Genomic DNA, 25,282 nt, shown 5'->3' with positions numbered 1-25,282 from the left:
AAAAGGTTTTGGAGAAGACCCATGAAGCGACCCATCCTATTGAGCGCGCTGGTACTCCTTGCTTCAGGCGGCCATCCAAGCCTGGCTGCCGAATGGCCCGACCGCCCGATCACCCTGGTTTTGCCGGCGGGTGCGGGCGGCTCTTCCGACCCCCTGGCGCGCCTGTTGGCGTTCGAGATGGGCGCGAAAATGAATCAGTCGGTCGTGGTGCAGAACCGTCCCGGCGCGGGCGGCAATATGGGCATGGCGCAAGTCGCCCGTGCCACGGCGGACGGCAACACGATCGCCCTGTCATGGACCGGACCACTGGCCACGAATCTCGCCTTGTACAAGGACGTCGGCTACGACCCGCGCGCCGATTTCGCGCCGATCGGCATGGTGGGGTGTACGCCGAATGTCCTGGCCGTGCGCCGCGACTTCAAAGCCGACAACCTCAAGCAATTCATCGAGTACGCCAAAGGACAGTCAGACAAGCTCAGCTATGGCACGACGGGAACGGGCAGCTCGTGGCACATCGCGGGCGAGATGGTGAACCGCCAGGCGCTCATTCACATCGCGCACATTCCCTACCAGGCGCCCGGAGCCGCGTTGACTGACCTGGAGGCCGGCCGGCTGGACGCGATCTACCCCGTCGTGCCGATGACTGTGCCTTACGTCAAAAGCGGTGACATCAAGGTCCTCGCGGTGTTCTCCGATACGCGTTCGCCGGTGCTGCCGCAGGTGCCAACCGCGGCTGAACAAGGATGGCCGCAGTTGGTGAGCGACACCTGCTTTGCCCTCGTGGCGCCTAAGTCCGTGCCCGCCGCGCGCATCGAGAAGCTCAACAAAGTGTTGAACGATGTCCTATCGGCCCCTGCGTCAAAGGCGAAGATCGAGCAGATGGGTATCACGCTGAAGCCTGGCGAGCCGCAGGCATTGACCCGCTATCTCGATACGGAAATCCCACGCCAGGCAGAGCTTGTGAAGGCGGCGGGCGCCACTGCCCAATAGTTTTTCCTCCGTGGTCGGTGCGCGTCCTGTTGATCTCCTGGTACCGCAGCGCGTCATAACGTCTGCTTGACACGAGACGCGCATACGGATCATATTCCTGTACAGAAAAATAATTTCCCACACAGGAAATACAGGTCTACAGACCGAAGCCACCAAGGAGGATGCAATGACGAGACTCATCGCGAGATTTGTTCGAGGCATGGCGGCGTGCGCGGTAATGGCGCCCATGCTGGCCTATGGCGCTTATCCCGACCGGCCCATCCGTATCGTGGTGCCTTTTGCCGCGGGGAGCCTGACGGACATCGTGTTTCGGGATCTGGCTGTCGAGTTGAATAAGGAACTCAAGCAGACGATCGTCATCGAGAACAAGCCTGGCGCGAGCGGCATCGTCGGTACGCAAATGGCGGTGGGCGCGGCGGCCGACGGCTACACCCTGCTTTCCGTCGGCGTGACGAATGGCGCAAGCAACAAATCTCTGTTTCGCAGCCTGCCCTACGATCCCGCCAAGGATTTCACCAGCATCGGCAAGGTGGCTGAATCCCCCTACCTGCTGGTGGTGGATGGACGCTCGAAAGTCAATTCACTCCAGGATCTCTACGCCATCGCCCGCAAGGAGCCTGCATCCGTCACCTACGGCTATGCCTCCGGCAGTGCCCAGGTTAGCGGTTCAATGCTGGCACGGGCCGGCGGCGTGAAGTTCGCGGAAATTCCCTATAAAAATTCGCCGCAGATATTGACGGACATCATCGGCAATATCGTCCAGACCACCCTGACCGATTTCGCCAGCGGCATGGCCATGGTCCGCAGCGGCAAGCTGAAGGCCCTGGGCGTCACGACCAAGGAACGTTTTCCTCTGGCCCCGGACCTGCCTACGCTGTCCGAGATGGGCGCCAAGGATTATGAAATCATCGTGTGGTTCGGCCTTGTGGCGCCTGCCGGCCTGCCCGCGCCGATTCAAAAACGCCTGTCTGTTGCCTTGAACAAGGCCTTGGCCAGCCCGGACCTGGTGGAGCGGTTCAAGAACCAGGGTTTGACTGCCCGCTCAAGCACACCGGAAGCGTTCGCGAAGTTTATCGATGGCGAGATTGTGACCTGGGGCAAGATGATCGATCTAGCCGGCATCCCTCCCCAATGATCAAGGAAGCGATCGGCCTTCGTGCAGGCGCGCCGCGGCATCGAGTTTTTCCAGTGTGGCGGCCAGATGCCTGACGTGACTGGACCACTGCCGCGTCATTCTTTCGCTGGGACCCACTACCGCGATGGCGTACCACTCGGACTGCAAGCGAAACGGCATCGCGATGGCTGCCAGGCCCTCCACGCTTTCGTCCACGTTGGCCGCCCACCCCCGTTCGGCGCATTCGGCCATTTCCTTGAGGAAGGCTTTTTTGTCGGTAATGGTCCTGGCTGTCGAGCGACGGAATTGCATTTTGGCGAGCAAGGCTTTCTGCTCGTCCGGTTCAAGGGCAAAGAAGATGGCCTTGCCCAGGGAGTTGGCATGGATGCGCCGGGTATCGCCTATGGCAACCGTGTACACGATGGCACGGCGGGACTGGACGACATCGAGATACACGACTTCCGCGTCCTGCAGCCTTGCGATCGTGGTGGTTTCTTCAGTCGCGTCGCGCAGGTCTTCCAAGGCACCATGCGTGATCTCGAAGATCGGGTCGACCTTATCGATGGCATCACATAGCAGCAGCATTTTTCTCGTCGGAAAGTAGCCGCTGCGTTTGCGGGTTTCGTAGAGGTAGCCCTTGGATGCGAGCGTGCGTACCAGGGCCAGAGTGCTCGACGTCGGTGCATCGAGACCGCGCGATATCTCCGACAGCGACAAAGGTTTGGCCTCGTCCGCGAAAAGTTGGAAGAGGTCCAGTGTGCGGGCGACTAGGGAGACAAGCTTGGTTTCCATGTCGTGGATCATAACCAGGAGGAGCAGGAAATGGGAACAATCGGATTCGTCGGTCTGGGCAATATGGGCCGGCACATGGCCACGCGCATCGCGCAGGCGGGACATGATCTGGTGGTCTTCGATATCAAGGACCTTCAACGCAAGCCTTTGGAAGCGGCGGGCGCGAAGTGGGTCGATTCGGTTGGCGCCGTTGCGGACGTTGCCGACACGGTAATCGTCAGTCTGCCGACACCCGCCATCGTCGACCAGGTCCTGGCGGGCGACCAGGGGCTGATCTCGGGGTCGGCGGTGCGGGTGATCATCGACACGTCCACCACGGGGCCTTCGGTTTCCAAGCGCCTTGCCGACACACTGCTGGCGCGTGATATCCGCCTGGTGGACGCGCCCGTGAGCGGCGGAGTGACCGGCGCGGAGCAAGGCACATTGACCGTCATGGCGTCGGGCCAGGCGGATGCCTATGCGCAGGCGGAGCCGCTGCTGAAAATCATAGGGAAGAATATTTTTTATCTGGGCCCGGAGCCTGGCCAGGGCCAGATGATGAAGACCATCAACAACACCCTGTGCGCCGCCGCGACACTGGCGAGTTTCGAGGGCCTGGTGTTGGGAAGCAAGGCTGGCCTGGATCCGAAAACCATGCTGGACATCATCAATGTCTCCAGCGGCCGCAACTTCGCGACCGAGGTCAAGATCCCGCAATGCATCTTGCACCGTGACTTCCCCATGCGCTTCACCACTGAGTTGCTGCACAAGGATGTGAAGCTGTGCATCGAAGAAGGGGCGCGGCTGGGGGTGCCCATGTGGGTGAGCGACATGGCCAGGCAGATGTTGTCTTTCGCGATTGGACAGGGCATGGGCGCGGACGACTACGCGCGTGTGATTCAGCTGTACGAAAACTGGGGCGCGACGCAATTCGGCAATGCGCGTTGATTCCCATCTTTAGGAAAAACCATGACATCCAGAATCGAGACCGGCCGTGAAATCCTGCGCTCTACGATAGGAGACGCTTACTATCAGCGCAGGCGTGACAGCACGAATAGTTTCAACGAGCCCTTGCGCAGGTTGACCGATGAGTATTGCTTCGGTGAGGTATGGGGCGATCCTGCCCTGCCCCCAAAGATCCGCAGCATGCTGGTCGTGGCCCTGCTCGCCTGCCTGGGCCGCAACAATGAGCTGAAGACGCATCTGGGTGGCGCTATCAACAACGGATGCAACGTGGAAGAGCTTCGCGGGGTGTTGCTGCAAGTGGCGATCTACTGCGGCATTCCGGCGGGCGTGGAGAGTACGCGGATTGCTGAGGAAGTGTTGCGGGAGCGGGGACTGCTGGACAGTGGCGCCTCCGGGACACCATAGCTCTCCCGTTATGAAAGGCGGACATCGGTCCTGTTTTGATCAACGGGCAGCGCCGGTGTTCGAACTCCCTCCGCTTATCCGTATTTCCGCTTTTTCCACGCCACGACGCAACCAGCGACTGCGCCGACCACGATGCCTATAACGACAACCAACTTCTTCTCTTGAGTTTCGAGATAGAAAGGTTCCAGCACGGTGAAGATGGACAGCAGAGCGAGCGCCAGTCCCAATGCTGCTCCAATGCCGGCATACATGCGTACATTTATGTAGAGGGCACCCCAGCGATAGTCTTTGGAGTGGCCCTTTGCTTCATGAATAAGCGTTGTTCCACATTTCATGCAGCTCACGTCAGTTGCACGATTTTGGTTAGAGCAATTCGGGCAGAACACGTTTGATTCCTTTGGCTTGCTTTTTAGACACCCACGAGCCCCACTAGTGCAAACGCAATGACGTAACGGAGCATCGAGATTCTCGTTCAATATGTTGGATGTAATGGCGCGTCGCACGATGCACACGCCCGTCCAGTGACGGCACACCTTGTCAGGCAAGGGCAGCCACCGACCTACTACATATCCACAGCAAGTAACATATTGTATACGAATGCCGGGCTGCTCAGCCGCACACGTCGCTGGTCACCTATGGGCGCCTAGCGGACGCCCACGACGCCCGTGCGGAGGACCCCGCAGCTTGCCAACGCAGCACTAACTGCTGCGAGTGGAAGGCCGGCGGCCTTCGGCACCTTATCGACTCTCCGTGCACGGCCCTAATCAGAAAACGCGGCCATGAACGGCTCTCGATAGTTGCCTTTGAGAATCCCGACGAGATAACTCGCAATCGACACTTCCCCGTCGAAATACTCTGCTGGGTCGGATTGACATAGCCGAATCATGGACAACCTATACAAGCATTACGGCCGCCCGTCAGGCTGCGAGAACTTCTTCGAAGAGATCAGGGTGGCGCTCAAGTAGCTTGAACAACTTGACCAGCGCCACCGGCGGTTGCACGCTGCCGGTCTCGTAGCGTGAAAAGGCATTGACGCCACCTCCAAAAATACGCGCCGCTTCCTGCTGATCCAGATTTAACTGCTTGCGCACTTTTGCGATAAATCCCGGATCTACGAGGCTCGCATTAACCTTCTTGTTGAAGGCGAGCATCTCGTCCATCATGCGCTCGGTATCATCGCCCCCCGTCAAGAACTCATCGCACGCAGGACAATGGTCACCCGTGACGGAAGGGACGATGATCGTTTGGCCTTTGTACGTATACGACCTATCCATGGTCACGTGGACGAGATTCGCTTTACCACATGTAGGACATTTCATACTTACAACTCCTTAAAAGACACGATCAACACATCCTCGATGATGGTCAGTTTTACGTATGCGGCACCAAATGTCGTCATGGGTCGGTAGACATCTTGCCAAACGCGGTGATCGGCATAGCTCGTCATGCTTTTGTAGAAGTCCGCCGGCGTCAGCGCCATCACTGCCGCCCGCATTTCGCGGCGGTTGAGTCCCAGCGCGGTGGCACCAAGGCGGGCCGATTCCGTCTCCCGGACTTTCCCTTGCGAGACCAGAGACTTCAACACGGCGAGCTTGCAGTGCGGTGTTCGTTTTTCCATGGAAAATTAACCTATTTGGTTGATTTTCACAAGCCACTGCTCGCATTGAGGAGCGCCGTACGATGTCGAAGCCAGGGCAACACGGCGCACAGGTCCTTCCGTGGCTTTGCGAAACGTTGGCGGGGCAAATCCAGACCTTCGGCTCCTCGCGCCTCGGTAAAGCGGCTGATCGCCGCACTCGTCAAGAAGCACCTTGGGGTCCATGGCCGCGCGGGCCACGGCACGAACCGGCGCGACGCCTTCAAGATCGGGAAGCAGTTCGATGAGGTCAGGCCGGTGCCCTCGCCAGACGGTGGTGTCGTCTGGCGTGCTTACATCGACACTTGGCTCTAGGTCGACTGACCAATCGGTGAAGAATGAGATGCCATGACGCGTCAACGCGTTTAGCGTTTTCTGCGATTTGACAGATCGTGGATGGGTGTAGAGATTGATAAACACCGCTGGGGCTCCTTGCGCTGAGATACGCGCGTAAAGCCCTCACCAAACGTTCCGCTGAACCCGTCCGCGCGCTCGATTCCTTCGAACAAATCGGCTTGTTGGTTACCAGGCGCGCAATCTGGTTCCTCATTTTTCCTGCAACGTAAGGCCCCAAGACTACCCGCGCCTTTCATCCTCGCCTTCGCCCTGACAGGGCACGCTTTTTGTCGGTTTTCCGAATGGCCGACCGCACTCGAAACGACGGGCGAGGTTTGGATACTGGCGAGCAGCACGGGAATTTCCGTGGCAGCCCCTCCATTCCAAAAATCCCGCTTGCCTTGCTCGTGCTCCGCATCGAGGGCCGCTCTCTCGGCGTCTAAGCCCTGCTCCGGATCGAAGAACTCCTCGGCGCGAGACCAAGCGATGTAGGCATCCAGGCCTCGGGATGGCCAGGTCGGCCTCAGGCCATACAATCGATGAGAGCAACGTCCGTCACGTCGATCTCCACGTAGATGACAGCTACGTCGGGATGCTGGCGCGCAACTCGCGCAGCGTACGACTTGCTAATGGGTGGAGACTGAAAAATCCGCCCCGAGTTCTTCTTGCAATTGCTCGGCAAGCTGAACACCTTTCGCTTTGAAATCCGCCGCTGCTTCCGCATTGCTGAACCCGGAGTTCGCGGGATCCGACATGTCCAGAGTTTCATCGAACTCCCGTGCCCATTCCGCGAACTGCTGCTTGAGTTCCAGTGATATGGGCAAGGTATTGGGGTCGAGGTCGCTGTACATCCCGGGCGACCTCTCCCACAGGGGATGACATTGATAGTCGGCCATGACCTTGATTTTTCTCATTTGACACACCCCTAGTATTCGCACCCACGACCATGCGCTGTGTTCATGGCAGCATGTCATCGCCATGACTCGTCTCTCTTCCTCATTTCTCCGACGAGAACACCTTGAAACGGCACCATCGAGGAAAATCGCACGTGAAAATAAAGAAGTCATCCATGTAGCCAAGCCCCAGCCGAGCATACAACAGCGGCCGATGAGAGGAGCATCGATCCCCTCACTGTGCGGGGTCTTAAAGGAGAAGCCGAATCGCGTCGTGCGAGCTTTTATCTGAGTATGGTCTGACCTTGGCACCAATATGAACAGCGAGGGCTTGCATGGATACACGCGGCCTGTCGCGCTCCGTCACGATCTGCCCTTGCGACGTTGACCCACTTCAGGAGCTGTTTTCGAATATGCCACCCGCCCCATTGCCGCCGAAGGCTGTGTTGTTCGACCTGGACAACACGCTGACGCACCGGCTTCACAGCATCCGCTGCTATAGCGGAGTGTTCATCGATCACTTTGGACCTTTGCTACACCCAATATCTGCGACCAGGACGTCAGAACTATTGGCGCAGGCAGATCATGGTGGCTATCTACCCAAAGACTCTCCCTATGCCTCGATTCGTGAATCGGTTGAAAAGACGCTGGCGCATGCATTACCTTGGAAATCAAGGCCCAACACAGAAGTCTTGGGCGCCCACTGGAAGCAATATTTCCCGAAAAGCACCGTGCCCATGCCAGGCGCCGAGGCAGCGGTTCGTGAACTGGAAAGTCTGGGCTTCGTCATCGCGGTGATTTCCAATGGCGAGCATCGGACCCGGACAGAAACCGTAGAAGCGCTGCCATTTTCGTCGTCAATCCGCGCCGTGATCAGCTCGGAGTTCGCAGGGGTGAGGAAGCCCTCCCCCAGCATCTTCCACCGCGCGGCGCACGACCTCGGCCTGGTAATCGGTGAATGTCTCTATGTTGGGGATCATCCCGAGAATGACTATTGGGGAGCGAAAAACGCGGGCCTGCACGCGGTTTGGCTGCGTGGATTTCATGCCTGGCCGTTAACATTGGCACCAGCGGACCGAGCGATCAGCGCGCTCCACGAACTGCCTAGCTTAATCCTGAGCATATAGATATGCGGGCACACCCCACGCGCAATCGCGCAAATAAAGCAGATACCTTCTTATTAGTACTATGTGGAGTTGACTGTGCAGGATCCACCGTGGATGAAGATCGCTTATGACGAACGTGGAGTCCGCGCCTACGGGCAAGAAGCATCCAACCCAAGAATCACTGAATATCACGCAGGAACGAACATAGAGGGATACGACGACAAAGTGTCCTGGTGCTCTTCGTTTGTACATTGGAGTCTGGCGCGGGCTGGCATCAAAGGGACCCACTCTGCGCTAGCTCGCTCATGGCTTACCTGGGGCATTCCTCTCGATGAGCCAATTAGGGGATGCATTGTCATTCTGTGGCGCGATGCGCCCGACAGTTGGAAAGGCCACGTTGGCTTCTTCCTTGAGATAGATGACGGAAAAATCACGCTGCTCGGCGGCAATCAGCTCGATGAAGTCCGAGAGCATTCCTACCCGATATCTAATGTGTTGGCGTACCGCTGGCCTTCAACCGCCTTTTCGACCGATACCCCGGCTTCAGGGAGTCTACCTATGCGACCACTGCTTGATGCGGAAACCGTCCGCGCTTTTCTAAAGCAATCCCCGGCGTGGAACGTCGACAGCACACATGCCGGTGCGATATCGCGCGATTATGTGTTCAAGGACTTCAGAACGGCGTTCGGATTTATGACGCAGTGTGCATTGATGGCGGAAAGCATGTGTCATCACCCAGACTGGTCCAATGTCTATAACAAGGTGAGCATGTCTTTAACGACGCATGATGCCGGCGGCGTCACACAGAATGACATCGATTTCGCGAGATTCGCCGATCAAATTCACGAAAGCCTGACGCGATAAATCGCTGCCGACGTTGCACCTGCGGCGTGGCCATCCGTCTCGGATCACACCTTTCGGACGATGGGGAAAGCCCGTATTCGGGGAGCGTCCGCGGACGTCTAGCATGACGCCCTTGGCACCCGCCCACCCAAACGGCAACTCTGGTGCGAGCGGGAATCAAGGGGACACGCAATGGTCGGCGATCGCGGCATCCGTTTCACCCTGCTGGTCTTCCTCGTGCCGATACTCTGCGCATGTACCGCGAACGCGCCGCGGCGTTATGACGCGAGCTGTATTCCACCGTCGGCGAGCGCGCCCGCTTCCGCTCAACCGGTTGAGACCATTACGGCGACGAACGGCCAGGATCAGTACCTGCTCGGCTTCGTCGAGCTGGACGATCAAGGGCATTTGTATTGTCGTGGTCAGATGAACGACGTCGTCACCCGGATTCGTACGGAATCCGCGCAGCGGGATACGCTCATGGTGGTCTTCGTCCATGGGTGGCACCACGGCAACGCGCCAGGCGACGAGAATCTGGTCGAGTTTCAGGCGCTATTGGACGGCTTGGTCGCGGACGAACAGGCACGGGCTCAGGCCGATAACATGCCTGCCAGACGCGTAGCCGGCGTCTATATCTCCTGGCGCGGGCAGTCTCTCACTCCGCCTGGACTCGAATACCTGACCTTCTGGGATCGAAAGAACACGGCCGCCGCCATCGGTCATGGTGACGTCACGGAAGTGCTCGCTAGACTGGAACAGGTCAAGCGCGACCGGGACGATATCGTGCAGCGGGACAGCGCCACGCAGCTGGTCATCATCGGTCATAGCTTCGGCGGCCTCATTGTTCACACTGCCCTCGCTCAAATCCTGGTGTCGCGATTCGTGCGCACGGGCGGCGCGATGGCCGCGCAGGGCGCCCCCTCCCCGACCGCTGAGACCGCCGAGAAGGAGGCCGCCATCAAGGTGCAGGGGTTCGGGAGCCTGGTGGTGTTGATCAATCCCGCCTTCGAAGCCCAGCTCTTCTCGTCCTTGAGCGATATGTCCGCGGAACATGCCAACTATGCGGGCGACCAGCCGCCGCTCGTCGCGGTACTCACCTCTGAAGCCGACACCGCGACCGGCGTCGCGTTCCCGCTGGGCCGCAGATTCTCAACCGTCTTCGAGAACACGATTCCGATGCGGCGATGGAACGCGACGACAGGTCAGCTGGAATCCATCAACGAGAGCGAGGCCATCATCACCAGCGTGGGGCATTTTGAGCCGTACCGCACGCACCGTCTATACCCCCGACCGGACACTGCCGAGCGCACGCCAGACCCTACGCTGCAAAACCTGCGGGCAACGTCGCTGGGGGACGCCGCGAGGCTGAACGTCACGTTTTCTGCTGCGCAAGCATGGCGCGAGGACCGTCCTGGCAGTCAAATTTCCTTCCGGGATGTCGTGCTCGAACGCACCAACAATTCAGCCGGCCGCAATCCCTTCCTGGTCGTCAACGTGGACAAGCACATCATTGCAAACCACAACGATCTCACCAATCCCGCGCTACGAAGCTTCATCAAGGACCTGGTTCAACTCTCCACCGTTCCCCCCGAACAACAACAGCAATTGTTCCGTCGCCTAAACGCTAGGTAGCCATGGAGGGGACTCGAACCCCTACTCCATCGCCCGCATTGACAACAGTTCGCGGGCAAGTGCCGCACCGCGCTCAAGATACTGCCGCGCCATACCGGGAATCTCCAACTGCGCGGCAACCGTCGCGTCAACGAATCGGCGCATCTCCGTGAGAAACGCAGCCTCCGATTCTGGCGACGCCAGTACGTGCGATCGCTCTTCAAGCTTCTGCTTCATGGCCGCTTTGTGCAGTTTGTAATCGGCGACCTTGGCCACCACCAAACTGATGACATCGTCGTCCAGCTTTACGCCCTTGTCGGTCAGGAACTTAAGGTCCCAGATGTCCCGCGCTTTCAGGAACGGACGTGCGCTTAACGCCACCAGCTTGTCAGCCAGAATCTCTGGCAAAGGTTCAACAACGACCAACATTTGGCGATGTGGCGCCGGCAGGTGATCGTAATTCGCCGCCACTGGCAGCAAGTCACGACTATGTGCCGGCACGCCGGCCACCTCGATGTTGATCACGTGTTTTTGGGCCAAGCTGGGGATCGCCTGCGGAACGTGAACCCTGGCACGCCAGCGCGCTACAGCAATGCCGTGCCCCGCATCCTCGGCACCCTCTTCACTTTTCGGAGCCAGAATATCAACCTGCAGCCCATACGCTTCGCCAATTTCACGCTGTAGCAGGTCGGCAAAAGGTGTCATCTCGGCCGGATCGAATTCGGTCCCACCGACAAAATCCAGGTCCTCGGAGTAGCGAGTCCCCTGGTGACACAGGCGCAAAGACGTCCCGCCTTGGAACGTGAGCCTGGTCGCGGCACCGCTCTGGTTTAAGGCGAAGAGGATCTCGTAGTGCAAGATCTCCTTGAGCACCGTGGCGACCGGCACGCGGCGCTCGTTTGCATAGCGGCCAGCCAAGGCCAGGAGGTTGTTTTTCGTGCGCATGAAGGGCTCCTGTTTAAGCATTAGCTGTCCGCCAGATGTGTGTAGTCACAGGCGACAGCGACTTTGGGGCCCTTCTCGATGCAATCGGTTCCCTGGAGAGAACCAGGTTGTCGGCAGATTTTGGCACTCCTTTCCGCATCGCTCTCGTCGTTGAAGCCACGAGCTTCGTAGCCGCCAGTGCAGACCATTCCTTCATGCGTCTTCGGCGTCCAAAGACGTCCCAGATTCGACCAACCCGAGATTTCGCCGCGCCTTGGTTAGATCGCGCCTGGCACGCGTCGGCGTAGCAACCCAGAGTTCGCGTTGAGAATCCCAGCCAACCTGGTCTCGCAACTGGTCCGGCGTATGGGCAGTGTGCGTAAATTCGATGGTGCCGTAGGGAGTTTTGAAAGTCTGACGCCGTCCGGTGGTCATCACGGTCAACCGGGACGGGATCTGGGAAATCAACCCGGCTTCGGATAACGCTGATTCCAGACTCAGATAATTGAAATCCCATGGGCGCAACCACGGGATCAGGGCGCTCAGGACGTCAGGCGGCAAACTGCTAGCGCGAGGATTGACGTAGAGCCCGCGCGCGATGCGGTCAATGATGCCCGCGTCCTGGTGGGACGTCAGTGCCTTGATGCGCGCCCGGTCATTTTCCGGGAAGAGCAGCTTCATTGTGGTGGCCGTAAACGCCCAGAAGCCGCGCTGGTCCCAGTGATCAAGTGTTTTGATCAGATCGTGGGTTCGCATGGTGCCCGCGCCTCGCAGGATTCGTTGCGGACGATTTTACGTAGAAGAGGCGGGGCTGTACAGAAAAAGAACCTTTTAGTTCCTTTTCTGTATAGCAAAATGTATGTGAGCGCTCAACGAACCCATCTTGAGCGCAACCATCGTCCCGGATGGTGTCCACCACTCATCTACAGGGCTAATGCCGCAATCAAGCCGCCACATGTGTCTGGGCAGTGTTCTCCAGGTGCTGCTTGAGATCAGCAGGCAGACCGAGCTGGCGGGCCAGTTCGTCGAGGTAGGCGCGCTCCATGAAACTGTCGGCATCGGTGATCAGCAAGCTGGCGAGATAGATTTCCGCCCCCTGCTCAGCGGTGGTCGCCAGCTTGGCGATGGCGGCGGGATCCGCCGGGCCGGCCAACTGCCCGGCGATCCATTGTTGATCCTTTTCGGAGCCTTGCAGCTTCTTGAATTCCGCATCCAGCAATTGCTGCTCTTGTGGGCCAATGTGGCCATCCGCCTTGGCTGCGGTGATCATCGCGGCCAGTACATTGCGGCTTTCGTTTTCGATTTCGGGTGCGGGCAACTGGGCATAGGCCTGCGGGGTGACGGGCAGGGATACCGAAGCGGCACCGGCAGAAGCGAAGCCTTGATGGGCTGCGGCATGGGCCTGCTGCGGAACCCGCGGCTCAGCTTGCCGGGGAGGCGTCTGGGATGATTGATTGCGCGGCTGGTTTTGCCAGTCCTGATAAGCCCGGTAGGCCACTGCACCGAGTGCGGCCATGCCGCCATAGGCAGCCACCTTGCCGCCCATCTTGCGGAACTTCTTGTTGCCGAGCAGCAGCCCCAGCGCCCCTCCCGTCAGGGCGCCGCCTGTGAAGCCACCCGGCAGCAGGGATTTTCCCTGGCCAGCGTTTTGCTGTGGCTGTTGCTGACCCAGTCCAGCCGAGGAAGCCACATCCTTGGCCAGGCCTTGGCCGGACTGAAGCAATTGCTGCAGGATGGCTTGAATCGACATTTTTCAGTTCCTTGTCAGGTGGATACCCACTTACCGACCAGCGATTAGAAAAATGGTTCACTGAGAATAGACGAGGCCGAGGAAGTTGTCGTACCTCAGGCCGCTGCCGACGCGTCCGAATGATGGGTCGAGTCTGGCCCTTGCGGCCGAACAGTCGGCCGAACAGTTGGCTAACGATGTTGTCATTCAGCAGCGTAAAACGCGCCGAAAACGACTGAAGAGATCACCCAATTCCCAATAGAAAACCCGGCCGGAAAATTAAGCCTTTGATTTCATTGGGAATTTGGTGGTGCGAGGGAGGGGACTCGAACCCCTACACCTGTTACGGCGTCAGGACCTAAACCTGGTGCGTCTACCAATTTCGCCACCCTCGCATTTAGGCAAGCCTGCTATTGTAGCTTGCTTGTTAAAATTGCGCCCATGAACCCGCGTCTCAATGCTCTTCAGCCTTATCCCTTCGAAAAACTGCGCCAGTTGTTGGCAGGCGCAGGCACGCCGCCCAGCGGTCTAGGGCCCATCAATCTGTCCATCGGGGAACCCAAGCACGACACCCCGCAACGCGTGGCCCAGGCCATGGCCCAGGCGCTGCCCGGCGGGCTGGCCGCCTACCCGCCCACCAAGGGCGAACCGCGCCTGCGCGAAGTCATCGCGCAATGGATAGGCAAACGCTACGGCATCCCGCAACCCGACCCCGATACGCAGATCCTGCCGGTGCTGGGCTCGCGCGAAGCACTGTTCTCCTTCACCCAGACCGTGATCGACCCGGGCGCCGACGACATCGTCATCTGCCCCAACCCGTTCTACCAGATCTATGAAGGCGCGGCCCTGCTCGCCGGCGCGACGCCCTATTACGTCAACGCCGACGCCACCCGCAATTTCGCCCCCGACTGGTCGCAAGTGCCGGAAGACATCTGGCGCCGCACCCGCATGGTGCTGGTCTGCTCGCCCGGCAACCCCGCCGGCAACGTCATGTCGCTGGACGACTGGCGCGAACTGTTCGACCTGAGCGACCGCTACGGCTTCATCATCGGCTCGGACGAGTGCTACTCCGAAATCTACCTGAACGAGACGACGCCCCCGCTGGGCGCGCTGCAAGCCGCCGTCCAGCTGGAACGCACGGACTTCAAGCGCCTGGTGACGTTCTCCAGCCTGTCCAAGCGCTCCAACGTGCCCGGCATGCGCTCCGGCTTCATCGCCGGCGACGCCACGCTGATCGCGCCCTACCTGCTCTACCGCACCTACCACGGCAGCGCCATGAGCCCCGTGGTGGCCGCCGCCAGCATCGCGGCCTGGACCGATGAGACCCATGTGCGGGACAATCGCCGGTTGTATCGCGAAAAATTCGATGCGGTGGTGCCCATCCTGCAACGCGTGCTGAACTTCACGCGCCCGGCGGCGTCCTTCTACCTGTGGTTGCCCACCCCCGGTTCGGACACCGACTTCGCCCGCGATCTGTACGCGCAGTTCGGCGTCACCGTCCTGCCGGGCAGCTTCCTGGGCCGTGAGGCCCACGGCGTGAACCCGGGCGCCGGGCGCGTGCGCCTGGCCCTGGTCGCGCCGCTGAACCAGTGCGTGGACGCTGCCAACCGCATCGCCGATTTCGTCAAGAAAACCGTTTAACCCCGACCCGCCGACTTTTACTCCCCCTGAACACTATGACTCTCGACCTCCAAACCACCATCGAAGCCGCCTGGGAAGCCCGGGCCAGCCTGTCGCCTTCCGACGCCAGCGCCGAAATCCGTGAAGCCGTCGAGCACACCATTGACGGCCTGGACACCGGCCGCCTGCGCGTGGCCGACAAGAGCACCGGCGATTGGGTCGTGCACCAGTGGATCAAGAAGGCCGTGCTGCTGTCCTTCCGCCTGCAGGAAAACGCCATCATGGGCCAGGCGCCCATGCAGTTCTACGACAAGGTGCCGCTGAAGTTCGCCGAATACGGCAGCGCCGCCTTCCAGCACGGCGGCTACCGCGTGGTGCCGCCCGCCGTGGCGCGCCGCGGCTGCTTCGTCGCCCGCAACGTGGTGCTGATGCCCTCCTACGTCAACATCGGCGCTTACGTCGATGAAGGCACCATGGTCGACACCTGGGCCACCGTCGGTTCGTGCGCGCAGATCGGCAAGAACGTCCACCTGTCCGGCGGCGTCGGCATCGGCGGCGTGCTGGAGCCCCTGCAAGCCAACCCCACGATCATCGAAGACAACTGCTTCATCGGCGCGCGCTCCGAAGTCGTGGAAGGCGTAGTCGTCGAAGAAAACTCGGTGCTGTCGATGGGCGTGTTCCTGTCGCAAAGCACCAAAATCTTCGACCGCACCACCGGCAAGATCATCTACGGCCGCGTGCCCTCGGGTTCGGTCGTGGTCCCCGGCACGCTGCCGTCGGCCGACGGCTCGCACAGCTTGTACGCCGCGATCATCGTCAAGCGCGTTGACGCGCAGACGCGCGCCAAGACCAGCATCAACGATCTGCTGAGGGCTTGATGAGCGCATCCCCGGTACTCGATCTGGTCAAGGACCTGATCGCCCGCCCGTCGGTCACCCCCGACGATGTCGACTGCCAGAAACTGCTGACACAGCGGCTCGAAGCCGCCGGCTTTTTCTGCGAAAGCATCGTCAGCAACGACGTCACCAATCTGTGGGCCCGGCGCGGCAGCACCGGCCCCCTGCTGGTGTTCGCCGGCCATACCGACGTGGTACCGCCGGGGCCCCGTGATAAATGGGAAAGCGATCCCTTCGTGCCGGTCGAGCGCGACGGGTATCTGTACGGCCGGGGCGCGGCCGACATGAAGACCTCGATCGCCGCCTTCGTGGTGGCGGCCGAGGAATTCGTGGCGACGCATCCCGACCACGCCGGCTCGATCGCCCTGCTGCTGACCTCGGACGAGGAAGGCCCCGCCACCGACGGCACCGTCGTGGTGTGCGAGCGCCTGCGCGAACGCGGCGAGACTCTGGACTACTGCATCGTCGGCGAACCGACCTCGGTCGACAAGCTGGGCGATGTCTGCAAGAACGGCCGCCGTGGCTCCCTGTCCGGCCGCTTGACGGTCAAGGGCATCCAGGGTCACGTCGCCTATCCGCACCTGGCGCGTAACCCGGTGCACCAACTGGCACCCGCACTGGCCGAAATCGTCGCCATCGAGTGGGACCAGGGCAATGAATACTTCCCGCCCACCACGTTCCAGGTATCCAACCTGAACGCGGGCACCGGCGCCACCAACGTGGTGCCGGGCGAAGCGGTGGCGCTGTTCAACTTCCGCTTTTCGACGGCCAGCACGCCGGACAGCCTGAAGGCACGTCTTACCGAAGTGCTGGACCGCCACGGCCTGGAATACGACCTTGAGTGGAACCTGGGCGGCGAGCCCTTCCTGACGCCGCGCGGCACCCTGAGCACCGCGCTGACGCGCGCCATTGCCGACGAAACCGGGCTGACCACGGAGCTGTCGACCACCGGCGGCACGTCGGACGGCCGTTTCATCGCCAAGATCTGTCCGCAGGTGATCGAGTTCGGGCCGAACAACGCCACCATCCACAAGGTCAACGAGCGCGTAGAACTGGCGTCGCTGACGCCGTTGAAGAACATCTATCGCCGCACGCTTGAAAATCTTTTGCTTTCCACCGAATCCGCCGCATGACCATCTCCGACCATCCGGAACTGACCACCGTACGCGACCTGATCCGCTACGGAGTATCGCGGCTGAACGCCGGCCAGGTAACCTTCGGCCACGGCAGCGACAACGCCTGGGACGAGACGGTCTACCTGGTGCTGCACTCGCTGCACCTGCCGCCCGACACCCTGGATCCTTTCCTGGACGCCCACGTACTGGCTGAAGAACGCCAACGCGTGCTGGAAGTGATCGAGCGCCGCGTGCAGGAACGCCTGCCGGCCCCCTACCTGACCAATGAAGCCTGGCTGCGCGGCCATCGCTTCTACGTCGACAACCGCGTCATCGTGCCGCGCTCGCCGATCTCCGAGCTGCTGGACGAGGGCCTGTCGCCCTGGCTGCCCGACCCCGAAACCGTGGAAAACGTGCTGGACATGTGCACGGGCTCGGGTTGCCTGGCGGTGTTGTCGGCGCTGGCCTTCCCCTTCGCGCACGTGGACGGCGTGGACATCTCGTCCAGCGCGCTGGAAGTGGCGATGCACAATGTGGGCGCCTACAACCTGCACGACCGCGTGGGCCTGCACCTGAGCGACCTGTTCGACAAGCTGAACACCGGCCGCCTGTACGACGTGATCATCTGCAATCCGCCCTACGTGAACGAGGGCTCCATGGCCGACCTGCCCGCCGAATACCGCCACGAGCCGCATCTGGCCCTGGCCGGCGGCGACGACGGCATGGACCTGGTGCGCCGCATCCTGCGCGACGCGCCCAAATTCCTCAAACCCGAAGGCATCCTGGTGCTGGAGATCGGCCATGAGCGCAGCCATTTCGAGGCCGCCTTCCCCGATCTGACGCCGGTCTGGCTGGACTCGTCCGAGGCGTCCGACCAGTTGCTGCTGCTTACCCGAGAGCAACTGGCGTCGTGATTCGTGCTCAAGGCTTGACGCTGCGACGTGGCACCAAGGTGCTGCTCGACAGCGCGGAATTCGTGGTCAATCCGGGGGAACGGGTCGGCATCGTCGGCAAGAACGGCGCCGGCAAATCCACCCTCTTCGCCCTGCTCACCGGCGCGCTGGATCAGGATGCCGGCACCCTGACCTTGCCCGAAGGCTGGCGCATCGCCAGCGTCAAGCAAGAGATCGCGGCGGATGAACGGGCCGCGCGGGACTTCGTCATCGACGGCGACGTGCATTTGCGGGAGTTGCAGCAGCGGCGCGCGGCCCTGACCGACAGCCAGGGCACGGAAATCGCGGAAACCGAAGCGGCCCTGATCGAAGCCGGCGCGTGGAGCGCGAATTCGCGCGCCGAACAGCTGCTGGCCGGCCTGGGGTTCAAGCCCGCGGAATGGACCCAGCCGGTAAACAGCTTCTCCGGCGGCTGGCGCATGCGCCTGGCCTTGGCCCGCGCGCTGATGGCGCCGTCCGAATTGCTGCTGCTGGACGAACCGACCAACCACTTGGACCTCGACGCCATGCTGTGGCTGGAGAAGTGGCTGGCGTCCTATGAAGGGACCGTGCTGCTGATCTCGCACGATACGGAATTCCTCGACGCCGTGGCGCGGTCCATCCTGCATTTCGATCACGCCAAGCTGGTGCGCTATCGCGGCGGCTACCAGGACTTCCTGACCCAGCGCGCGGAGCGCCTGCGCCAGACCAGCATCGCCTATGAACGGCAGACCCGCGAAGCCGCGCGCCTGCAAGGCTTCATCGACCGCTTCAAGGCCAAGGCATCCAAGGCCAAGCAGGCGCAGAGCCGGGTCAAGGCCCTGTCGCGCATGGAGGCCCTGGCGCCCCTGCACGCGGAATCCGGCATCGATATCCGCATTCCTTCGCCCGACCACATGCCGGATCCCCTGCTGGTGCTCGACAAGCTGTCGGCCGGCTATACCGACGACGAAGGCCAGCAGGTTTCGATTCTGCGCAACGTCACGCTGATGGTGCGGGCCGGCAGCCGTATCGGCGTGCTGGGCGCCAACGGCGCGGGCAAGAGCACGCTGATCAAGACCCTGGCCGAGGAACTGGACGTCCAGGCCGGCGAGCGCCGCGCCTCGCGCGGCCTGGCCATCGGCTATTTCCATCAGCATCAGCTGGACATGCTGGACCTGGAGGCGACGCCGCTGATGCACCTGGCGCGCATCGCGCCTGAAGTGCGCGAACAGGAATTACGTAACTACCTGGGCGGCTTCGGCTTTTCCGGCGACACGGTGAACGGCAAGGTCGAGCCCATGTCGGGCGGCGAAAAGGCACGCCTGGCGCTGTCGCTGATCGTCTGGCAGAAACCCAACCTGCTGCTGCTGGACGAACCCAGCAACCACCTGGACGTGGAAACCCGCGAGGCCCTGGCCACTGCCCTGGCGGAATTCGGCGGCAGCATGCTGCTGGTTTCGCACGATCGCCACCTGCTGCGCACCACGGTCGACAGCTTCTGGATCGTGGCGGACGGCGCGGTGCGCGAGTTCGACGGCGACCTGGAGGATTACCGGGAATGGCTGGCCGCGCGCAACGCCGAAGAGCGCGCCGAACAGCGTGCGGCCGACAAGGATACGGCCCGTGCCGACGACGGCGGCGAGCCCACGGTCGACCGCAAGCAACAACGCCGCCTGGAGGCCGAGCAAAGGCAAAGGCTGGCCGTCGCCCGCAAGCCGCTGCAGGCCAAGCTGGCCAAGGTGGAAACCGCCATGGAGAAGGCCCGGGTACGCCTGGTCGCCCTCGATGCGCTGGTGGCGGACGCGGACCTCTATTCCGACGCGCGGCGCGCCGAACGCCTGCAGGTATTGAGCGAACACGGCGAACTGAGCAAGCAGCTGGAAACCCAGGAAGAGGAATGGCTGATGCTGCAGGAAGAGATCGAGGCGATCGAGCGCGGAGTGGAGTAAGCTCGGCGATTGCCCGATCCGCCAGTTCATTCACGTTTCTCTGCAGACCTCTGCCCAGCTATTCACCATGCAACACGGGTTGCACCGAGTCCGACAGCTCATCGCTTTCTACCTTACGCAGAAACACCCAGGTGCAGGACAAACTGAGTAGCGCCAAGATGGCCGCCGTGCACGCCGTTAGTGCGAAGCCCTTGTCAAAAGCATCATGCATGACCCTGATGGCTGCTTCGCTCAAGGCAGGAGGAAACTCCCGCGCTGTTCCGTCGATGTCTCCGGCGGCAAAGCGCTTCGCGGCATGAACGGCGACTTCCGGGCCGAGTGCCTGCGCAACGCCCTGCTGCAAGAAATACCTCGTGGTCGTCGCGACCAAAACCGCTCCCAGCGCCGCCACGCCAAATAATAAAGACGTGAACCGCACCGTCCCGCTAAGTCCCGACGCCATCCCGGAACGATGAGCCGGCAGGCTACCCTGCAGCGACTTCGCGGTCTCGCCATTCAGGACTCCGGCGCCGACCCCCGCCAGCGTCATCGCCCCGGAAAAGGCGATATACCCAGCGCCGACCGACGCCAGCGCTGCAATTGCCAGATTCGCCGTCGCGCTAACTGCCAAGCCACATGTCAGCATCCTGCGCGGGGTTGTGCGATGCAAATACTTTGCAGTGAATCGGGGCACCACGAACATCGGAACTGCGAACGGAAGCATGCCCAGCCCTGCCTCGGCCGGCGTGAACCCGCACGTGTTTTGCAGGTAGAGCGGCAGATAAAAAATCATTACCTGCGCACTGGTTGCGTACCCGACCGTTGCACTCGCGCTTCCGCCAAAAGCCCGTGACTTCATCGCCAGGAAGTCGACCATGGGCCTGGCCTGAATTCGCTCCGCTACAACGAACGCGCCTAGCAACACCACACCGGCAGCCGCGCGGCCGATGACGGGCGGCGAGAGCCATCCCGCCGTATTCCCGTCGATGACAGCCCAAATCAACGAAAAAAGTCCCGTGCTGAAAAGCAGGATACCGGCAACATCCAGCCGTTTCGCCAGAGGGTCCTTTGACTCTGGAATTACCTTTAGCGTGCCGACGATCAAGAGGGCACAGATAGGCAGGTTTATCAGAAATGCCCATTGCCATCCGACGGTGCTTGAGATGACGCCGCCGAGGATGGGACCGCTCGTCATGGCGATCCCCAAGCTGGCTCCCCAGACTCCGAATGCCCGTGCCCGAGCGAGTCCTTTAAAACTGTGGTTGATTACCGCCAGCGAGGCTGTCAGCAACAGGCTCGCGCCGACGCCCTGGAACGCTCTCGATACATTCAACATCAGGGCGGACGTGGCGAGTCCACAGCCAAGAGAGGCCGCGGCAAAAATCAACTGGCCAAGTATTACTGCCCTTCTGCGCCCCACCATATCCGCGAATGATCCCGCCGCGAGCAACAGCGCCGCGAATGGAAGCACGTATGCGGTAATGACCCACTGCAGGTCGGCAAAGCCTGCCGACAGCGAGCGGGCTATCGTGGGTAGCGCGACCGCGACGACGTTGGAGTCCAACGTAACGAGCGACGAGATGCCGGACGCGACCAGCAGGATTGCTCCGCTGTCACTTTTGTCAGGAATGGTCTTCATGTCGACCTCAATCCCGCTCCGAGTGGGGCAACTGGTAAGCGGCTCGCAGGAATTGTAGATAGCCTGACGGCGGGCGGCCAATCAAGCGCTCCATGTCACCCGTGGTTTCCTCGAACTCGCCTGAGCCTATCGCTTCTATCCACTCGCTCAAGAAATTTGCGGCGGCCTCGGGCATGCCGGCCGCCACACGTTCCCGGACGAATGCGCTGGTGCTCAGGTTGACATAATCCACGTCATGCCCGCTTAGCGCCGTCAGGGCGCTGGCGACGTCAGGCAGCGAGAAAGCGGAACCGGCTCCCAAGGTGTAGACCTTTCCCACGTGCCCGGGCTGGGTGAGTACCGCGGCAGCGGCCTCGGACAGGTCTGCCCTGGAAACCAGCGCGGCAGCGCCCTTTCCGCCCGGCACTCGTACCCCGCGAGTCAACGCATCGCTTCCAACCATAAACGGAAGGTAATCGAGATAAACGTTATTACGCAGAATGGTGTAGTCCATGCCGGAAGTAGCCAGCGCTTCTTCCGTGAGGATGTCCGACTCGGTCACTCGGGATATACGCAGTGGGGAGCCTGGCTTACGTTGTATCGACGTATAAATGACGTGCCGAACGCCGGCTTCCCTGGCAGCCTGGATGACATTGCAATGTTGGTCCATTCGTTCGGAGAATGCGGTCGCAGACACGAACAAAAGCCGCGTGATGCCCCTGAATGCAGCGCGCAGGCTCTTTGAGTCGTAATAATCTCCACGGCGGATGTCGATACCTAGCTGTGCAAGGTCGGCCACTTTTGCTGGGTCGCGCGCCAATCCCGCTATTTGGACCGCTGGCGTGGCCCGCAGCACACCCTGTAGGGTCGCTCTGCCCAGGACACCCGTCACGCCGGTCACCATAACTCTTTCCATATTTTTAGCCTCTTGTCTTCGCGTGGTTGCAGTGGCTCAAACTTGCGCCCAACCGCCGTCGACCTGGATATCAGCGCCGTTGATGTAGCTCGCCGCTTCTGACGCCAGGAATATCGCTACCTTCGCGATTTCCTCTGGCTCTCCCAGTCGACCCGACGGGATTTGCGCGCCGAAGCGGCGCTCGATACCCCGTACCACTTCAGGGTCGGAAATCCCCGTGAACAGACCAGGCGTCTTGATCGGCCCGGGGCTGATCACATTCACGCGGATGTGTCTCGACGCCAGGTCCGCGGCCCAGCCTCGTGCGAAATTACGAATGGCCGCCTTGCTCGCTGAATAGACGCTGTTACCCCCCATTCCCTTGTTGGCAACGGTAGACGACATCATCACGATGGACGAACCGTCCGGCATCAGTGGCAGGGCTTTCTGTACCGAAAAAAGCAGGCCCTTCACGTTGATGCCGAAAACATGATCGAAGTGCTCTTCGGTAATCTCCCCCAAAGGCGCCTTTTCCAGGACGCCGGCGTTTGCCAAGAGAATGTCGAGGCGTCCGCTCTGTGCGCGGACTGTCTCGTAGACACGCGCCAGATCGGAAATATTTGAAGAGTCCGCCCTCAGCCCTTTTACGTTGGATCCGGCAACCGCGACAGCCTGGTCGAGCTCGGCCTGACGGCGCCCGGTGACATAAACGAAGGCGCCAGCGTTGGCAAACGCCTTTGCCGATGCCAGGCCAATACCGGAGGTCCCTCCGGTAATCACAACAATTTTTCCTTGAACGGCGCTATCCATCATTCGTCCTTCCATTTTGTAATGATCAACACAATACGAAGCCATCCAACCTCAGGTCAAGAAAATTATGTAATGATCATCAAATTACTTAGAGAGAATCATGGCAAGACCACGAACATTCGATGAAGCTCAGGTGCTCGATCGAGCCATGGAGGTCTTCTGGCTGCATGGCTACAACGGCACGGCCATGAGTGACCTCACGGAAGCAATGGGCATCAACTCGCCGAGCATTTATTCGGCCTTTGGCAGCAAGCGGGGCCTTTTCGACGCGGTGCTAGATCGTTACGATCAACGGCGCGCCGATTTCAAGGAGCACTTTCTCACCGGAAAAACAGCACGAGATGTCGTGGAAATGCTCCTGCGGGGCACCGTTCAATGGCTTACTTCTTCGAACGAGCCACGTGGATGCCTGCTGGTACAAGCCGGCTTGGCCACCGGCGGCGATGGCCAGGACATTCCCGCTCTTCTGGCGCGCAGACGCAAGCGGCTCGAACATCTGCTGACGGCGCGTTTCGATCAGGCGAAGGTCGATGGCGATCTGGGGGTCAATGAGGATTCAAGTGCGCTAGCCCGGTATGTGCAAACCATCTTCAGCGGCTTGGCCGTGCAGGCTGCCGCTGGAGCCAGCGCCGCCGAGCTTGATGACGTCGTTACCCGGATCATGCCGACATGGCCTGCCTCCCCCAGCCGCAAAGCGCGCCCCAAGCCGAAGCCCACCGTCAGAAACCCAGCCGTTTGAGATCTTCCACGACGAAGGCCTGCCCGCTGCGGTTGGCAACGGCGGGAAGCTGCGCCACATGGGCACGCCAGGCCAACAGCGCTCCGTGCTCCTCGGGGACGCCAAGTCCGGCCGCGTCCGCGAACATCAGTCCGGCGAACAAGGTGATGTCCCCCATCGTGAACGTGTCGCCGGCTACATAGCGCTGCGTCTTCAATACGTCGTTGAAATAGGCCATGCCCGCGCGCGCCTTCTCGCCCTCGCGCTCGCCCATTTCTTTCCGCGCGCTCCAACCGGGACTTTTGAAGGCCTGCAGAGCGGCGCCCAGGCCGGGCGTGGCGTGGTGGAAATACAGGCCTACCGGATCCAGGACATAGGCTTCGGCGCGGCGTTGCATCATGTGAGCCAGCGCCTTCTCGCGGGGACTACGGCCTGTGAGGATGGGATCGCCGTCAAGGTTATCCAGGTACTCCGTAATGGCAGTGGATTCCGAAATCAACGTGCCATCGTCGAGTTCGAGGACAGGAACGATGCCTGACGGGTTCTTGGCCAGAAATTCGGCCTGCTTGTGTTCTGCGCCGATCAGGTCGACGGAAACATATTCGACTTGGGCGTCCAGGCCCTTGGCCGCGACGACGATGCGTATGCGGGCAGGATTGGGAAAGCCGGGGCGGTCGTAAATCTTCATGGGTTGTGCCTTCAGTTCACGGTTAAGGATGGCAGCCGACGGTGGCAGCCACAGATCAGCGCAATTCAAGATTTCTATCTATCACTAGATAGATTGTGTTGGCACTTTAAAGCAACAAGTCCCGGTCGGTCAAGCTGATCTACCGATAGATGCGTGATAAAGTCGCGCCATGAATGCAAATACCCGCGAAGAAATCATGGCTGCCGCGAAGGCAGCGGTGCAGACACATGGATATAACGCGCTAAGCTTCCGCGATATTGCGGCTGCGGTGGGCGTCAAGAGTTCCAGCGTGCACTACCACTTCCCCACCAAGGGAGATCTGGCAACGGCGCTTGCCGAACGCTACGCCACTCAGGCGCAAGAATTTCTCGACGATTTGCAGGCCAAGTCACTGCCGCACGATCAATTGATGCGTGCGTATATCGCCGCGTTTCGGGGCGCTCTCGAAGACGACAACAAGATGTGCCTGTGCGGAATCATGGCGGCGGAATATGCGGACCTCCCCGACGAGGTGCGCAAGGAGGTCGACCGATTCACCACCGTGAACCACCAGTGGCTGGCCAAGGTTCTGTTCGCGCGCCATCCAAAGACGCCGACAGAGGCCACCGAGGCCCGAGCGATTGCCATCTTCGCTGCGATAGAGGGCGCGCAGTTGGTTGCGCGAGGCAAGCATGACATTCGCCTCTTCGATCGCATCATCGAGGCTTACATCGTTAGCGGTTTGCTGTCGTAGCAGACCGTCGGCCAGGATGCGAG

General features: G+C 60.7%; 26 protein-coding genes and 1 tRNA gene. 14 read left to right on the top strand and 13 right to left on the bottom strand.

What is annotated here, in order from left to right; translation table 11 throughout:
* Positions 1 to 21 precede the first annotated feature (21 nt).
* Positions 22 to 990, top strand: a complete 969-nt coding sequence (locus tag ASB57_RS03895; protein ID WP_057650719.1) for a tripartite tricarboxylate transporter substrate binding protein — start codon at positions 22 to 24, stop codon at positions 988 to 990.
* A gap of 166 nt (positions 991 to 1,156) precedes the next feature.
* Positions 1,157 to 2,125 carry a tripartite tricarboxylate transporter substrate binding protein gene (locus ASB57_RS03890; RefSeq protein ID WP_231755331.1) on the top strand — a complete coding sequence of 323 codons (969 nt, stop codon included), beginning with the start codon at positions 1,157 to 1,159 and terminating at the stop codon, positions 2,123 to 2,125.
* Here the strand turns inward: ASB57_RS03890 and ASB57_RS03885 are convergent, their stop codons facing one another.
* Positions 2,126 to 2,896 (bottom strand): IclR family transcriptional regulator, encoded by a 771-nt coding sequence (locus ASB57_RS03885; protein ID WP_057655895.1) that lies wholly within the window; start codon positions 2,894 to 2,896, stop codon positions 2,126 to 2,128.
* 30 nt (positions 2,897 to 2,926) lie between these two features.
* On the opposite strand from ASB57_RS03885, the gene ASB57_RS03880 reads away from it, so the two are divergent.
* Complete coding sequence (locus tag ASB57_RS03880) at positions 2,927 to 3,823, top strand: NAD(P)-dependent oxidoreductase (protein ID WP_057650718.1); 897 nt, start codon at positions 2,927 to 2,929, stop codon at positions 3,821 to 3,823.
* Positions 3,824 to 3,844: 21 nt separating this feature from the next.
* Entirely contained in the window at positions 3,845 to 4,246 is a 402-nt protein-coding gene (locus ASB57_RS03875) for a carboxymuconolactone decarboxylase family protein (protein ID WP_057650715.1), read from the top strand.
* A gap of 74 nt (positions 4,247 to 4,320) precedes the next feature.
* Here ASB57_RS03875 and ASB57_RS31270 read toward each other — a convergent pair whose 3' ends face one another.
* From ASB57_RS31270 to ASB57_RS03860, 4 genes are all read right to left on the bottom strand, one after another.
* Entirely contained in the window at positions 4,321 to 4,632 is a 312-nt protein-coding gene (locus tag ASB57_RS31270) for a zinc-ribbon domain-containing protein (RefSeq protein WP_197424942.1), read from the bottom strand.
* A 531-nt stretch (positions 4,633 to 5,163) separates the two neighbouring features.
* Positions 5,164 to 5,565: a type II toxin-antitoxin system MqsA family antitoxin gene (locus ASB57_RS03870; RefSeq protein WP_057650713.1), complete on the bottom strand. Its 402-nt coding sequence runs from the start codon at positions 5,563 to 5,565 to the stop codon at positions 5,164 to 5,166.
* Positions 5,566 to 5,567: 2 nt separating this feature from the next.
* Positions 5,568 to 5,864 (bottom strand): type II toxin-antitoxin system MqsR family toxin, encoded by a 297-nt coding sequence (locus tag ASB57_RS03865; protein ID WP_057650711.1) that lies wholly within the window; start codon positions 5,862 to 5,864, stop codon positions 5,568 to 5,570.
* Between the two features lie 980 nt (positions 5,865 to 6,844).
* The gene (locus ASB57_RS03860) at positions 6,845 to 7,132 is read right to left on the bottom strand and encodes a hypothetical protein (RefSeq protein WP_057650709.1); all 288 of its coding nucleotides are present in this window, start codon (positions 7,130 to 7,132) and stop codon (positions 6,845 to 6,847) included.
* 314 nt (positions 7,133 to 7,446) lie between these two features.
* Between ASB57_RS03860 and ASB57_RS30250 the strand changes: the two genes are divergently transcribed.
* The 3 genes from ASB57_RS30250 to ASB57_RS03845 all read left to right on the top strand — a co-directional run bounded on the left by ASB57_RS30250 (position 7,447) and on the right by ASB57_RS03845 (position 10,692).
* Complete coding sequence (locus tag ASB57_RS30250) at positions 7,447 to 8,238, top strand: HAD family hydrolase (RefSeq protein ID WP_156414054.1); 792 nt, start codon at positions 7,447 to 7,449, stop codon at positions 8,236 to 8,238.
* A gap of 93 nt (positions 8,239 to 8,331) precedes the next feature.
* On the top strand, positions 8,332 to 9,081 hold the full coding sequence (locus ASB57_RS31845) for a 4a-hydroxytetrahydrobiopterin dehydratase (RefSeq protein WP_369822792.1): 750 nt from the start codon (positions 8,332 to 8,334) through the stop codon (positions 9,079 to 9,081).
* Between the two features lie 171 nt (positions 9,082 to 9,252).
* Positions 9,253 to 10,692 (top strand): alpha/beta fold hydrolase, encoded by a 1,440-nt coding sequence (locus ASB57_RS03845; RefSeq protein ID WP_057650705.1) that lies wholly within the window; start codon positions 9,253 to 9,255, stop codon positions 10,690 to 10,692.
* Positions 10,693 to 10,713: 21 nt separating this feature from the next.
* Here ASB57_RS03845 and ASB57_RS03840 read toward each other — a convergent pair whose 3' ends face one another.
* The 4 genes from ASB57_RS03840 to ASB57_RS03825 all read right to left on the bottom strand — a co-directional run bounded on the left by ASB57_RS03840 (position 10,714) and on the right by ASB57_RS03825 (position 13,719).
* Positions 10,714 to 11,616, bottom strand: a complete 903-nt coding sequence (locus tag ASB57_RS03840; protein ID WP_082621965.1) for a nucleotidyl transferase AbiEii/AbiGii toxin family protein — start codon at positions 11,614 to 11,616, stop codon at positions 10,714 to 10,716.
* A 192-nt stretch (positions 11,617 to 11,808) separates the two neighbouring features.
* Positions 11,809 to 12,351 (bottom strand): type IV toxin-antitoxin system AbiEi family antitoxin, encoded by a 543-nt coding sequence (gene abiEi, locus ASB57_RS03835; RefSeq protein WP_057650701.1) that lies wholly within the window; start codon positions 12,349 to 12,351, stop codon positions 11,809 to 11,811.
* A gap of 187 nt (positions 12,352 to 12,538) precedes the next feature.
* The gene (locus tag ASB57_RS03830) at positions 12,539 to 13,345 is read right to left on the bottom strand and encodes a tellurite resistance TerB family protein (RefSeq protein WP_057650699.1); all 807 of its coding nucleotides are present in this window, start codon (positions 13,343 to 13,345) and stop codon (positions 12,539 to 12,541) included.
* Positions 13,346 to 13,632: 287 nt separating this feature from the next.
* A tRNA-Leu gene (locus ASB57_RS03825) sits at positions 13,633 to 13,719 on the bottom strand.
* Positions 13,720 to 13,765: 46 nt separating this feature from the next.
* Here ASB57_RS03825 and dapC point away from each other — a divergent pair.
* The 5 genes from dapC to ASB57_RS03800 are packed head-to-tail and all read left to right on the top strand — an operon-like array spanning position 13,766 to position 19,818.
* On the top strand, positions 13,766 to 14,965 hold the full coding sequence (gene dapC, locus ASB57_RS03820) for a succinyldiaminopimelate transaminase (protein ID WP_057650697.1): 1,200 nt from the start codon (positions 13,766 to 13,768) through the stop codon (positions 14,963 to 14,965).
* A 35-nt stretch (positions 14,966 to 15,000) separates the two neighbouring features.
* Entirely contained in the window at positions 15,001 to 15,822 is an 822-nt protein-coding gene (gene dapD / locus ASB57_RS03815) for a 2,3,4,5-tetrahydropyridine-2,6-dicarboxylate N-succinyltransferase (protein ID WP_057650696.1), read from the top strand.
* Positions 15,822 to 16,973 (top strand): succinyl-diaminopimelate desuccinylase, encoded by a 1,152-nt coding sequence (gene dapE / locus ASB57_RS03810; RefSeq protein WP_057650694.1) that lies wholly within the window; start codon positions 15,822 to 15,824, stop codon positions 16,971 to 16,973. Before dapD ends, dapE begins: the two co-directional genes overlap by 1 nt.
* A complete protein-coding gene (gene prmB, locus ASB57_RS03805; RefSeq protein ID WP_057650692.1) occupies positions 16,970 to 17,869 on the top strand; it encodes a 50S ribosomal protein L3 N(5)-glutamine methyltransferase in 900 nt (299 codons plus the stop codon). Before dapE ends, prmB begins: the two co-directional genes overlap by 4 nt.
* A complete protein-coding gene (locus ASB57_RS03800; RefSeq protein ID WP_156414053.1) occupies positions 17,866 to 19,818 on the top strand; it encodes an ABC-F family ATP-binding cassette domain-containing protein in 1,953 nt (650 codons plus the stop codon). Before prmB ends, ASB57_RS03800 begins: the two co-directional genes overlap by 4 nt.
* 58 nt (positions 19,819 to 19,876) lie before the next feature.
* On the opposite strand, the gene ASB57_RS03795 is transcribed toward ASB57_RS03800, so the two are convergent.
* From ASB57_RS03795 to ASB57_RS03785, 3 genes are read right to left on the bottom strand one after another with little or no spacing between them, the layout of a single operon-like run.
* On the bottom strand, positions 19,877 to 21,436 hold the full coding sequence (locus ASB57_RS03795) for an MFS transporter (protein WP_057650688.1): 1,560 nt from the start codon (positions 21,434 to 21,436) through the stop codon (positions 19,877 to 19,879).
* Between the two features lie 7 nt (positions 21,437 to 21,443).
* Positions 21,444 to 22,331 carry an SDR family oxidoreductase gene (locus ASB57_RS03790; protein ID WP_082621345.1) on the bottom strand — a complete coding sequence of 296 codons (888 nt, stop codon included), beginning with the start codon at positions 22,329 to 22,331 and terminating at the stop codon, positions 21,444 to 21,446.
* A gap of 36 nt (positions 22,332 to 22,367) precedes the next feature.
* On the bottom strand, positions 22,368 to 23,120 hold the full coding sequence (locus ASB57_RS03785) for an SDR family NAD(P)-dependent oxidoreductase (RefSeq protein WP_057655893.1): 753 nt from the start codon (positions 23,118 to 23,120) through the stop codon (positions 22,368 to 22,370).
* 100 nt (positions 23,121 to 23,220) lie between these two features.
* Between ASB57_RS03785 and ASB57_RS03780 the strand changes: the two genes are divergently transcribed.
* Positions 23,221 to 23,859, top strand: coding sequence for a TetR/AcrR family transcriptional regulator (locus ASB57_RS03780; RefSeq protein ID WP_082621344.1), 639 nt, complete (start codon positions 23,221 to 23,223; stop codon positions 23,857 to 23,859).
* Here ASB57_RS03780 and ASB57_RS03775 read toward each other — a convergent pair.
* Positions 23,840 to 24,526: a glutathione S-transferase family protein gene (locus tag ASB57_RS03775; protein WP_057650681.1), complete on the bottom strand. Its 687-nt coding sequence runs from the start codon at positions 24,524 to 24,526 to the stop codon at positions 23,840 to 23,842. The two genes, ASB57_RS03780 and ASB57_RS03775, sit on opposite strands and share 20 nt — an antisense overlap.
* 169 nt (positions 24,527 to 24,695) lie before the next feature.
* On the opposite strand from ASB57_RS03775, the gene ASB57_RS03770 reads away from it, so the two are divergent.
* Entirely contained in the window at positions 24,696 to 25,259 is a 564-nt protein-coding gene (locus ASB57_RS03770) for a TetR/AcrR family transcriptional regulator (RefSeq protein WP_057650679.1), read from the top strand.
* The last annotated feature ends 23 nt before the right edge of the window (positions 25,260 to 25,282 follow it).

It is taken from the genome of Bordetella sp. N, assembly GCF_001433395.1.
GTDB lineage: Bacteria > Pseudomonadota > Gammaproteobacteria > Burkholderiales > Burkholderiaceae_B > Bordetella_C.
This window is presented reverse-complemented; position numbering and strand designations above follow the sequence as displayed.

Excerpts from the sequence above, each read along its gene's own strand:
- ASB57_RS03895 (WP_057650719.1), top strand. The coding sequence starts at position 22 with ATGAAGCGACCCATCCTATTGAGCGCGCTGGTACTCCTTGCTTCAGGC.
- ASB57_RS03890 (WP_231755331.1), top strand. The coding sequence starts at position 1,157 with ATGACGAGACTCATCGCGAGATTTGTTCGAGGCATGGCGGCGTGCGCG.
- ASB57_RS03885 (WP_057655895.1), bottom strand. The coding sequence starts at position 2,896 with ATGGAAACCAAGCTTGTCTCCCTAGTCGCCCGCACACTGGACCTCTTC.
- ASB57_RS03880 (WP_057650718.1), top strand. The coding sequence starts at position 2,927 with ATGGGAACAATCGGATTCGTCGGTCTGGGCAATATGGGCCGGCACATG.
- ASB57_RS03875 (WP_057650715.1), top strand. The coding sequence starts at position 3,845 with ATGACATCCAGAATCGAGACCGGCCGTGAAATCCTGCGCTCTACGATA.
- ASB57_RS03870 (WP_057650713.1), bottom strand. The coding sequence starts at position 5,565 with ATGAAATGTCCTACATGTGGTAAAGCGAATCTCGTCCACGTGACCATG.
- ASB57_RS03865 (WP_057650711.1), bottom strand. The coding sequence starts at position 5,864 with ATGGAAAAACGAACACCGCACTGCAAGCTCGCCGTGTTGAAGTCTCTG.
- ASB57_RS03860 (WP_057650709.1), bottom strand. The coding sequence starts at position 7,132 with ATGAGAAAAATCAAGGTCATGGCCGACTATCAATGTCATCCCCTGTGG.
- ASB57_RS30250 (WP_156414054.1), top strand. The coding sequence starts at position 7,447 with ATGGATACACGCGGCCTGTCGCGCTCCGTCACGATCTGCCCTTGCGAC.
- ASB57_RS31845 (WP_369822792.1), top strand. The coding sequence starts at position 8,332 with ATGAAGATCGCTTATGACGAACGTGGAGTCCGCGCCTACGGGCAAGAA.
- ASB57_RS03845 (WP_057650705.1), top strand. The coding sequence starts at position 9,253 with ATGGTCGGCGATCGCGGCATCCGTTTCACCCTGCTGGTCTTCCTCGTG.
- ASB57_RS03840 (WP_082621965.1), bottom strand. The coding sequence starts at position 11,616 with ATGCGCACGAAAAACAACCTCCTGGCCTTGGCTGGCCGCTATGCAAAC.
- abiEi (WP_057650701.1), bottom strand. The coding sequence starts at position 12,351 with ATGCGAACCCACGATCTGATCAAAACACTTGATCACTGGGACCAGCGC.
- ASB57_RS03830 (WP_057650699.1), bottom strand. The coding sequence starts at position 13,345 with ATGTCGATTCAAGCCATCCTGCAGCAATTGCTTCAGTCCGGCCAAGGC.
- dapC (WP_057650697.1), top strand. The coding sequence starts at position 13,766 with ATGAACCCGCGTCTCAATGCTCTTCAGCCTTATCCCTTCGAAAAACTG.
- dapD (WP_057650696.1), top strand. The coding sequence starts at position 15,001 with ATGACTCTCGACCTCCAAACCACCATCGAAGCCGCCTGGGAAGCCCGG.
- dapE (WP_057650694.1), top strand. The coding sequence starts at position 15,822 with ATGAGCGCATCCCCGGTACTCGATCTGGTCAAGGACCTGATCGCCCGC.
- prmB (WP_057650692.1), top strand. The coding sequence starts at position 16,970 with ATGACCATCTCCGACCATCCGGAACTGACCACCGTACGCGACCTGATC.
- ASB57_RS03795 (WP_057650688.1), bottom strand. The coding sequence starts at position 21,436 with ATGAAGACCATTCCTGACAAAAGTGACAGCGGAGCAATCCTGCTGGTC.
- ASB57_RS03790 (WP_082621345.1), bottom strand. The coding sequence starts at position 22,331 with ATGGAAAGAGTTATGGTGACCGGCGTGACGGGTGTCCTGGGCAGAGCG.
- ASB57_RS03785 (WP_057655893.1), bottom strand. The coding sequence starts at position 23,120 with ATGGATAGCGCCGTTCAAGGAAAAATTGTTGTGATTACCGGAGGGACC.
- ASB57_RS03780 (WP_082621344.1), top strand. The coding sequence starts at position 23,221 with ATGGCAAGACCACGAACATTCGATGAAGCTCAGGTGCTCGATCGAGCC.
- ASB57_RS03775 (WP_057650681.1), bottom strand. The coding sequence starts at position 24,526 with ATGAAGATTTACGACCGCCCCGGCTTTCCCAATCCTGCCCGCATACGC.
- ASB57_RS03770 (WP_057650679.1), top strand. The coding sequence starts at position 24,696 with ATGAATGCAAATACCCGCGAAGAAATCATGGCTGCCGCGAAGGCAGCG.